The 10607-nt window shown below is 44.7% G+C and carries 5 protein-coding genes, 1 tRNA gene, 1 pseudogene and 1 CRISPR repeat array; of the genes and pseudogenes, 3 read left to right on the forward strand and 4 right to left on the reverse strand.

What is annotated here, in order from left to right:
• Positions 1-48: 48 nt before the first annotated feature.
• Together cobN and Q0541_RS07210 are read left to right on the forward strand one after the other, a co-directional pair.
• Positions 49-3444: pseudogene (gene cobN / locus Q0541_RS07205) on the forward strand (cobaltochelatase subunit CobN); the annotation flags it as partial.
• 9 nt (positions 3445-3453) lie between these two features.
• Positions 3454-4563 carry a peptidoglycan-binding protein gene (locus Q0541_RS07210; RefSeq protein WP_298907560.1) on the forward strand — a complete coding sequence of 370 codons (1110 nt, stop codon included), beginning with the start codon at positions 3454-3456 and terminating at the stop codon, positions 4561-4563.
• A 132-nt stretch (positions 4564-4695) separates the two neighbouring features.
• On the opposite strand, the gene Q0541_RS07215 is transcribed toward Q0541_RS07210, so the two are convergent.
• From Q0541_RS07215 to lipA, 4 genes are all read right to left on the reverse strand, one after another.
• A complete protein-coding gene (locus tag Q0541_RS07215) occupies positions 4696-5151 on the reverse strand; it encodes a Fur family transcriptional regulator (RefSeq protein ID WP_298907562.1) in 456 nt (151 codons plus the stop codon).
• 889 nt (positions 5152-6040) lie between these two features.
• On the reverse strand, positions 6041-7291 hold the full coding sequence (gene sigC / locus Q0541_RS07220; protein ID WP_298907564.1) for an RNA polymerase sigma factor SigC: 1251 nt from the start codon (positions 7289-7291) through the stop codon (positions 6041-6043).
• Between the two features lie 689 nt (positions 7292-7980).
• A complete protein-coding gene (locus Q0541_RS07225; protein WP_298907566.1) occupies positions 7981-8907 on the reverse strand; it encodes an NAD(P)H-dependent glycerol-3-phosphate dehydrogenase in 927 nt (308 codons plus the stop codon).
• 68 nt (positions 8908-8975) lie between these two features.
• Entirely contained in the window at positions 8976-9854 is an 879-nt protein-coding gene (lipA, locus tag Q0541_RS07230) for a lipoyl synthase (RefSeq protein WP_298907568.1), read from the reverse strand.
• 136 nt (positions 9855-9990) lie between these two features.
• Between lipA and Q0541_RS07235 the strand changes: the two genes are divergently transcribed.
• Positions 9991-10064: transfer RNA gene (locus Q0541_RS07235), tRNA-Pro, on the forward strand.
• A gap of 251 nt (positions 10065-10315) precedes the next feature.
• A CRISPR array of direct repeats spans positions 10316-10569; the repeat unit is 34 nt; unit sequence TCAACCCACCTCTAGTCGGGATGGTTGTTGAAAC.
• Positions 10570-10607 lie beyond the last annotated feature (38 nt).

Consider the following 10607-nt stretch of genomic DNA (forward strand, 5'->3'; position numbering starts at 1 on the left):
ACCTCGGAACTGGATTAATCCACCTTTGATACTCGTTCATCTACCTCGGAACTGGATGAATCCACCTCAGAACCTCAAAGCTTCCAATGCCCTATCCCCAAAGTCGGCATTCTTTTCTACCGTGCCCATTATTTAGCGGGAAATACTAAGGTAATCGATGCTTTATGCGAAGCCTTGGTACAGAAAAATTTACAACCAGTGCCAGTGTTTGTTTCCTCGTTGCGTGAACCAGATGTTCAGGCTGAGTTGAGTGAATTTTTCCAACCCAAAGAAGCCCAATCAATAGCTGTGCTGCTAAATACCACCAGTTTTTCTCTAGCACGCTTGGAAAGCGAAACACCCCAAACCGACCTGTGGCAAAAATTAGATGTGCCTGTGTTGCAGGTAATCCTTAGTGGTGGGTCAATTGAGCAATGGGAGTCACAGTTTCAAGGGCTTTCTCCCCGCGATATTGGGATGAATGTAGCGCTACCAGAAGTAGATGGGCGGATTATTACTCGTGCTGTGTCTTTTAAAGAAGTGCAAACTCGTAATCCCTATCTAGAGACAGATGTGGTAATTTATGAACCAGTGAGCGATCGCATCGAGTTCGTTGCTAAACTAGCAGCCAATTGGGCGCGTCTGCGTGACAAACCCCCCCAAGAACGGCGAATTGCCCTAATTCTGGCAAACTACCCCAACCGGAATGGACGCCTCGCTAATGGTGTGGGACTGGACACCCCAGCTAGTTGTGTAGAAATCCTGCAAGCTTTACATCTGGCTGGGTATGAAGTAGAAAATCCACCTGCTCAAGGAGATGAGTTGATTCAACGGTTGACAAATGGTGTAACAAATGATCCGGAAGGTCGAGAATGGCTTCCGGTACACCAAAGTGTCTCTTGGGAAGAGTATCAAGAATATTTCGCTTCTTTACCGCCAGCAGTGCAGCAAGGTATTAGCGAAAGGTGGGAAATGGGCCATGAAGACAAAAAAGACAAGGGGAATAACCCAATGCCCGTTCCTGGAATTCAACTTGGGAACGTTTTTGTTGGAATTCAGCCACCAAGGGGTTATGATAATGACCCCAGTTTGAATTATCATGCGCCGGATTTAGAACCAACCCATGCTTATTTAGCTTTCTACTATTGGGTTAGAGAATGTTTTGGTGCTGATGCTGTGGTTCATGTGGGCAAACACGGAAATCTAGAATGGCTACCCGGTAAAAGTGTGGCTTTATCGAGTAATTGTTATCCAGAAGTAGCTTTCGGCGCACTTCCCCACCTGTACCCGTTTATTGTGAATGACCCTGGTGAAGGTTCCCAAGCCAAACGTCGCGCTCAAGCGGTGATTATAGATCACTTAACGCCGCCCATGACTCGTGCGGAACTCTACGGTTCTTTGCAACAACTAGAAAATTTAATTGATGAATATTATGAAGCGGAAAGTTTAGATCCTTCGCGTTTGCCAGTGATTCGCGATCGCATCCGCGAACTGGTGATCAAAGAAAATCTCCATCTAGATTTAGGAATCCAAAATCAAACAGAAATTTTTGATTCTGAATCCTTAATTTTGAATTCTATCGGTGGCTATCTTTGTGAATTGAAAGAAGCTCAAATCCGCGATGGGTTGCACATTTTTGGGCAATGTCCCGAAGGACGCCAGCTACGAGATTTAATAGTAGCGATCGCTCGCATACCTAATCGCTATTCTTCAGGTATTACCCGTGCCATAGCTCAAGATTGGGGTCTAGACTTCGATCCCCTCACAGCAGATTTGTCAATGACTAGTGGTGAATATTCAGTAGTCAATGGCACAGAATGCCGTACCCTCGGTGATATCGTCGAAGTCCTAGAAGAACACGCCGCCCTTCTAGTAGAAAAACTAATAAATCAAGACTCTTGTACAGACGCGATTCATCGCGTCTCTCTCCCCCGCACAGACGCGATTCATCGCGTCTCTCCCCCCCGCACAGACGCGATTCATCGCGTCTCTACCTGGATACGCGATCGCCTACTTCCGGCTTTACAACAAACCCACCAAGAAATTACCTACTTATTACACGGACTTGATGGCGGTTACGTCCCAAGTGCCCCAGCCGGCGCACCCACGCGCGGCCGCCCCGAAGTTCTACCAACTGGGAGAAACTTTTATTCTGTTGATATTCGCGCCATTCCCACAGAAACAGCTTGGGATATCGGCAGGAAAGCCGCTGAAACCCTAGTTGAATATTACACTCAAGAGCATGGTGAGTATCCAAAAACACTAGGCTTATCAATGTGGGGAACTGCCACCATGAGGACTGGGGGTGATGATATTGCCGAAGCCTTGGCTTTACTTGGAGTCCAACCTGTATGGGATGGTGCAGCGCGGCGAGTAGTGGATTTTGAAATTTTGCCCCTGGCAATTTTGGGGCGTCCCCGTGTAGATGTCACCTTGCGAATTTCTGGATTCTTCCGAGATGCTTTTCCCAACTTAATTGATTTATTTGCTCAAGCAGTGTCAGCAGTTGCAGACTTAGATGAGCCGCCAGAAGAAAATCCCCTCGCGGATGCAGTTCGCCAAGAAACTGATTTGTGGACAAAACAAGGATTAACTTTAGAAGCAGCAGTGGTGCGATCGCGCTATCGCATCTTTGGTTCTCGTCCAGGTGCTTACGGCGCCGGACTCCAAGGTTTAATCGAATCACAAAACTGGACAGATGACCAAGATTTAGCTCGCGCCTACATCAACTGGAGTTCTTACGCCTACTCCTCAGGAAGCGGGGCAGAGGAAGCAGAGGAAGCAGGGAAAGCAGGGGGAGCAGGGGAGGATAAAATTCCTCAGTCCCCAGTCTCCAGTCCCCATTGCCCCTTATCCCCAGAGGGGGCCCCGAGTTCCCCAGTCCCTAATCCCGAAGCCTTCAAGCAACGCTTGGCGCAAATGCAAGTTGTGCTGCACAATCAAGACAACCGTGAACACGACCTACTCGATTCTGATGATTATTACCAATTTCAGGGTGGCTTAACAGCGGCGGTGCGTTCTCTACAGGGAAAAAATCCCCAAACTTATTTTGGTGATAATTCCATACCTGCCCAACCACGCGTTCGCCAACTGAAAGAAGAAATCGCACGGGTGTATCGTTCTCGCGTTGTTAATCCTAAGTGGATTGCGGGAGTCATGCGCCACGGTTACAAAGGTGCGTTTGAAATGGCAGCGACGGTGGATTATCTGTTTGCCTACGATGCAACAGCTAAATGTGTAGAAGATTATATGTATCAAGGCATAGTAGAAGCTTACTTGCTCGATCCAGTTGTCTCGGAATTTATTCAGCAAAAGAACCCTTATGCACTGCGTGATATTGCTGAAAGATTATTAGAAGCACACAAGCGCAATTTGTGGGAGGATGTAAATATAGGAACATTAGAAGCTTTGAGGAACCTAGTACATCAAGCTGAAGCAGTTATCGAAGAAAAATCAATGGTGTAGGAAATAAATATGGAGAATCTTGCGTATTTGCACCTAGCTTTCGCCTACGAAGACAGCACACCCAGTGAATTGGTCTTCCTCAGCTCTTTGTTTAACAAAGCAGCTGCACCAGATTGGAAACGGCTTTCTGGTAGGGCTTGGAAGTATATGTTGCCCCTTGCTCTGTCTTTGTCCATTCTTGGCGCTCTCAGCAGCGTCATGGCACTGGAAAGAGGCGATCAAGGCCCTTCTGTCAGAAATATACAACAACAGTTGAAACGAGCAGGCTTTTATCAAGCTCCAGTTACCAAAGTATATGACGTATCTACACAAGAAGCTGTGCGGCGCTTCCAAAAGGCCGCTGGTTTACCAGTGGATGGCATTGTTGGAGGAAGCACCCTCCAAAAATTAGAAAACTGGCAAGCCAAAAAATCCAGTCCTACGACTTTATTAGCCAAAAAGCCCAGCACTACTAGTTCAACTAGTTCAGCAACTAGCCAGCGTCGTAATCCCAACTACCTTGCCAAGGGGGATGAAGGTGAAGATGTCAGGGTTTTGCAAGAACGCTTAAGAATCGCAGGCTTTTATTACGGAAACGCCACAGGGATATTTGGTCCAATTACCGAAGAAGCTGTCCAGCGCTTCCAAGATTCTTACAAATTAAGCGTTGATGGGATTGTTGGCCCAGCAACATTACGTAAATTGCCGGGAATTGGCATCGGTGATGGAGAAGAGGCTCCCAAAAAGGTAGTCAATCGAGATAAACTCCGTGTAGGCGATCGCGGTGAGCCAGTTAGAATTGTTCAAGAACAACTGATCCAGGCAGGATATTTAGAGGGAGAGCCAAATGGCTACTATGGCCCCTACACTGCAAATGCTGTAAAGAGATTTCAGGCAGCTAATCACTTGGCAACAAGTGGCGTTGCTGGCCCAACTACCCGATCTAAGTTATATAGCTCAGTTAATACTGCTAGCAAAAGCGAGTTTAATACCCTGGAAATCCAAACGCGACTACGGGAGCGGGGTTTTTATAAAGGCAAGCTGAACGGTGTGATGGCAGATGACACCAAAAAAGCGATTAAACAAGCCCAAGAGTTCTATGGCATCAGTCTCAAGGATGTTAAGAGCGGACGCTTTTAGCATCCGCTTTGGCGTTGTTAGTATCAGTCCTCAACTGGTTGCTTGCCTCCAGTAATAGCAAATTACGAACTGCTCAAAATTCCACTTATTTGGTTAATTTGAGTAGTTTCGTCTTGTTATCCACCCAAGTAGCTAAAGCGGCATCAGTGCCCGTTGGCACTTAGGACACACTGCATGGATGGTCATTTGACAGTCAAGCAGGTGAAAACCTTCTTTTTGAGAGGTTTTCGCCCCAATTTTTAAAATTGAGTCGTTTTTAAACTCAATAGTTGAGTTGCACCGGACACAGATTAGGTGATGGTGGTGATGGGGATAGGGCTGGTTGATCTCATAATGCTTATGTCCCTCGCCCAGTTCTAGTTCCCGTAAAATTCCCATCCTTGCCATCAACTTCAAAGTCCGATAAATAGTTGACAGACTGATCCCTTCACCATCAGTTTCTAGCCGATGATAAAGATCCTCAGCACTCAGATGTTCACCTTGCGGAAGTTCTTGAAAAATGTGTAAAATTGTTTCGCGCTGGGGAGTTAAACGCCAACCTCGGTCGTTTAATTCTGCCTTGAGTGAAGTAGTCGTGTAGACAGTCATACTAATATTTCTCAACAAAGCCTGTTAGTTGAGAATATAACAAATATTTGGAGTGATTTGCAACAATCATTTCCTATTGATAATTATTACTAAATATTTAAGAAATATTCATTAAATCTTGATCAAAATTCAAGTAATAAACTGTAATGCATTTAATTTGCATACAGTTAATAGTTAAGGATACTTGTAACGATTGCATCCCTTGACTTTGAATTTTGAATGAGTGAGTTTTGAATTGCTTAGTTGATCCCCACCTTCAAGATATCTGAGCAAAGGACTGGGGAAACTCTTGTACAATTAAATGCAAATTATTTGCTACAAGTCTCTAAGCTCGACTTTATCCATTTTTTGACAACGCTCAAGCTGAGGCTGAAACCTTTGTGGGACGCTAGTTTTACTTTTTCGATTTCACCGATAATCAGTGACATGGAAAAAGTTTTTGCCGGATTAAGAGAACCAAGTTCTTAATTTTGGATAAAGTCGAGCTTAGAGGATGTTTGAAAAGTATCGTTATTAACATCAAAACCCTCGAAACCTAACCCCTCTACCCCCCTTCCCTATGTTAGCGTTGGCGAACGTAAGAGCGTCTCTAAGAGTTGCCTCTCGTGCAGAAGGGAATGGGGGTTTCAAAGCCTCTCAAGAGCAGGAGAGAGAAATGGAAGTGAGGTTGACTTTCCAAACATCCTCTAAGAGGCTTTTGATCTGGGATCAAATCAGTCCTTTATCCCTAGTACAGCGGGCGCCTAAATCCACCTACCATCTCAATTAACAAGACTTGGGGCTTAACAAGGGGCAAAATTCCTTGTTAAAAGTAGGCAAACTGACGCCACAGTGTACTAGTCATTTGTCAAGTGCAGTTTTTTAATGACAAATGACTAATCACAAATGACTAAGTTAGAGACTCCAAATAGTCGCGGATGAGGTTGCGTCGCTTGGGTTGACGTAGCTTTTGCAAAGCCTTGGATTCTATTTGTCGGACTCGTTCCCGCGATAAGTCAAGAGCGCGGCCAATTTCTGCTAAAGAATAAGGATGACCATCTGCTAAACCAAACCGCATCAAAATTACATCGCGCTCCCGGCTAGTCAAATCTGACAGAAGATGATGCAAGTCTCTTTGTAAAGATTCTCGCATTAACATCTCTTCTGGGGTTACACTGTCAGTTTCGAGTAATTCACCTAACTCAGTGTCTTTATCCTTGCCTACTTTGGTTTCTAAAGAAACGGAGCGAGGAACCCGCAACAAAACTTCTCGGACTTGGGTCGGTGTCATCTCTAACTCAGTAGCTAAATCTTCTAGAGTTGGGGTGCGACCTTTTTCTTGAGCAATTTTGCGTTGGGCCTTTTTGATTTTGTTTAACTTTTCGGTAATATGGACAGGGAGGCGGATGGTGCGACTAGAAGTTGCGATCGCCCGGGTAATTCCCTGACGAATCCACCAGTAGGCATAGGTACTGAAGCGGTAACCCTTAGTTGGGTCAAATTTTTCTACAGCCCGCTCCAAACCCAGTGTGCCTTCTTGGACTAAATCCAACAATTCCAAACCGCGATTTTGATACTTCTTAGCAACAGACACAACAAGGCGAAGATTAGCCTTAATCATGTGTTCTTTTGCTTGGAGTCCTTGGGACTGAATTTGCTCCAATTCTTCTACTGTCAACTTGGCGATTTCCGCCCAGCGACGTTTGCCATCTGCCAAAGTCGGTCTGAGATCCGATAGAATTATGCCAGCAGTGGCAGCCCACCTTTCTAAAGACGGGCGATGTCCTAGTTCCGAGGTCAGACGCTCCTGAACTTCAACTAACTTCTGATAGGGCGTAATAACTTCATCCCCTTGCTTGGCGGCGTTAGCAAGCACTATCCGCATCCGCAAGTAGCGCTGGACTTTTTGAGCTTCTGAAACCTCTTCATCGCGCCCTAACAACCGAACCCGACCAATTTCCTGAAGATATAGACGTACTAGGTCTGTACTCCGACGGTTAGTGTTAGCAGCAAAGTTAGCATGGTCAACAGAAGCTATCTCCAGTTCCTGTAAATCATCTACCGATAACTCACTCTCATCAACTGTGAGATCCGAGTCCAAAGCCTGGGGGGACTTTTTGGTATTGTAGGGGGCATCTGCATAAAAAGATGTTGCTGGCATAAAGATTGTCTCAATGGCTCCAGGTAACAATAGAGTACGGTCAGCTTAGATTACGGTCAGCTATTCAACTGTTGCTATTGTTCCCGTGATTTACGATGAACTAACACGGTTGAAGGTTCCATTACAATTTTTTTAGAAATTAACTGTAATGGTTTTATTGGATACAGTATTACTGAACTTAATCGGCTGCTAAACTTTTGATTGAACCAATAGCTATTCAAATCCGCAGCTAGGTTTTCAATATTTCAACTACTTAGTTAACATTTCAACCTTGAAGGTTACTGATAGTAATTTTTATAGCACGGTATAAAATACTTCAGTAAATATTATGTTTATAATTCGCATAGTCACATTTACATGGCTATAAAAGTAATATCCTGACGATTTATCAATTTTTTCTCAGGATAATTAAGGTATAAGTATAACTAATAGATATCGGCAAAGTGATTAGTATTAACAGCAAAAATTATATTGATACAGAGAGAGTGAGACACAAAGAAAATTCCGGCGCTCGGAACTTTGAAAGACGCGGAGAATGAAAATTTCACCGTGTCAGTTTTAACCCATCAATTTCAACTTGACAGACTACTAGTACAACGGGCGCGTAAATCCAGCTACCATCTCAATTAACTAGACAACAAGGGGCAAAATCGCTTGTTAAAGGTAGACAGACTTCCGCACCCGCTGCACTAGTAGTTGTACTCTGGCTTTATATCTCGCAGCATCAGTTCATCAAGCGCTTGTCTGGGTGTGACTTCACCCTGAAGTAACCGATAAACTTGCTCGGTAATCGGGACAGGAATGTTTTGTTGCTTGGCTCGTTGCATTAAAACCCGACAAGTGTTCACTCCTTCAGCAGTTCCTTGTAAATTTGCGAGAGTTTCTGTAAGTGACTTACCACCAGCTAGCTGGTAGCCGACTTGGTAATTGCGACTTAAGGGACTATTGCAAGTTGCTAACAAATCTCCTAGACCTGATAAACCATAAAATGTTTCCGTCTTTGCACCCCAGTCGTTACCGATGCGAACCATTTCTGTAAGTCCACGGGTGACTAAAGCAGCTTTGGCATTGGTTCCTAGTTGTAAACCATCGCACACACCAGCCGCGATCGCAATCACATTTTTCAGTGTTCCCCCCAATTCCACCCCCAAGGGGTCGGGATTGGTATATACCCGGAAACGTTGAGAAGAAAATACTAACTGCACTAATTGAGCAGCTGTGGGAATGTTACTGGCTACCACCGTTGCTGCTGGTAATTCTAGTTGAATTTCTTTAGATAAATTAGGCCCAGACAGGACAACCACTGCATGGTTAGGGAATACTGTTTGCCAAATTTGCGACGGCGTGCAGGTGGTTTGGGGGTCTAAGCCTTTCGTCGCTGTGACAAAAATTGTCTCTGGAGAAAGGGGGAAAGACTGAACTTGGGAAGCAACATCTCTCACACCGATCATCGAGATAGCGGATAAGACTATTTGGACATCTTTTAAAACTGCTTGGATTTGGGAACCTTGACGCGACCACACGCGCACCTGATGACCATTCGCCGTTGCTAGATTTGCCAGAGATGCACCCCAAGCACCTGCACCCAGAATTGCTACAGATTTTGGATTAGTCATTAATCAAGAGTCTCCCCATCACCCAATCACACTATCTTCTTAGCAATCTAAAATCTAAAATCTAAAATCTAAAATTGGCTGCGGGGATAACGTTCCATTAATTCCCTGACTTGTTCCGCATGATATGAGCTTCTTGTCAAGGGAGAAGAAACAACTTGCAAAAATCCGATTTCTTCGCCGAATGCCTTCCAAGCAGCAAATTGTTCTGGGTTGATAAATTCATTTACTTGTAAATGTTTTTGACTGGGTTGGAGGTATTGCCCAATTGTCAAAATGTCGCAATCTACGGTTCGCAAGTCTTGCATAACCTGGCGAATTTCGGCATCAGTTTCACCGAGTCCAACCATGATCCCAGATTTAGTGTATGTGCTAGGAGAAACTTGACCAGATCGCTGCAATAATTCTAATGTGCGATCGTAGTTTCCTTGGGGACGCACCCGGCGATACAGGCGTGGAACAGTTTCCGTATTGTGGTTTAATACCTCTGGCGCAGCTTGTAGAATCAACTCTAGAGCATTCCAATTACCGCACAAGTCAGGAATTAGCACCTCAATTGTGGTGTTGGGTGAAACAGAGCGAACCGCATTAATACACGCCACAAACTGAGATGCACCACCATCAAGCAAGTCATCTCGGTTTACAGAAGTGATTACCACATGATTAAGTTTCATGCGGTGAACAGCTTTTGCTAGCCGTGAAGGTTCCGTGGGGTCTAGTGGTTTGGGTTTTTTCTCAAAATCAATATCGCAGTAGGGACAAGCGCGTGTACAAGCCGGGCCCATAATCAAAAACGTGGCAGTCCCGGCGTTGAAGCATTCACCAATATTCGGACAGGACGCTTCCTCACAAACTGTATTGAGAGCTAAATCCCGTAAAATGTCTTTAACGTTACCGATGCGCTCACGCCCAGGTGCTTTCACCCGCAACCAGTCTGGTTTTACAGTCACAATCCGCTTTTACCACTAAAGTTATACAAATTTAATCGTAGCAAGCAAAGCCTTTGATAAAGTGATCATATATAGATGTAATTCTGTCATTTGGCACGGGTTGTGATATTCTTAATTGATAATGCCATTTTTATGGCGGGATGTGGCGCAGCTTGGTAGCGCACTTCGTTCGGGACGAAGGGGCCGCTGGTTCGAATCCAGTCATCCCGATTGTACTTGTCGAATAACTAATTATTTGTCGTCGTTAACAGATTAATGTCGTTATTAACGAATTGTTTGTCGTCTTAACAAATTCGTGTCATTGATTTACTTCTGACATCCGTTAACAAATTAGTGTCGCCGACTTTATTGATGTGGAGTCTATCCACTACATTTCTAATATACTTACAAAGCTCAGAAGAATCCCGAACGAAGTGCGCCTTTCAACCCTCCTATTGAAAAATATGTCTAAGACCTACGTACTTTCAACCCACCCCTAGTCGGGATGGTTGTTGAAACTTGCCCAGCACTCGCTGTTGATTTTAGACGAGAGTCTCTCAACCCACCTCTAGTCGGGATGGTTGTTGAAACTTGCAACGGCTACACTGGTTTCAATAACGAATTCACCTTTCAACCCACCTCTAGTCGGGATGGTTGTTGAAACATAACAACTTTCAGTGATGGGACAATCAATGGATGCTTTCAACCCACCTCTAGTCGGGATGGTTGTTGAAACTTAACCACGAAACCCAGACAGCGACAGTTATCTTGTCT

Origin of the sequence: uncultured Nostoc sp. (assembly GCF_937863485.1) — a bacterium.
In the GTDB taxonomy this organism is placed as follows: domain Bacteria; phylum Cyanobacteriota; class Cyanobacteriia; order Cyanobacteriales; family Nostocaceae; genus Nostoc.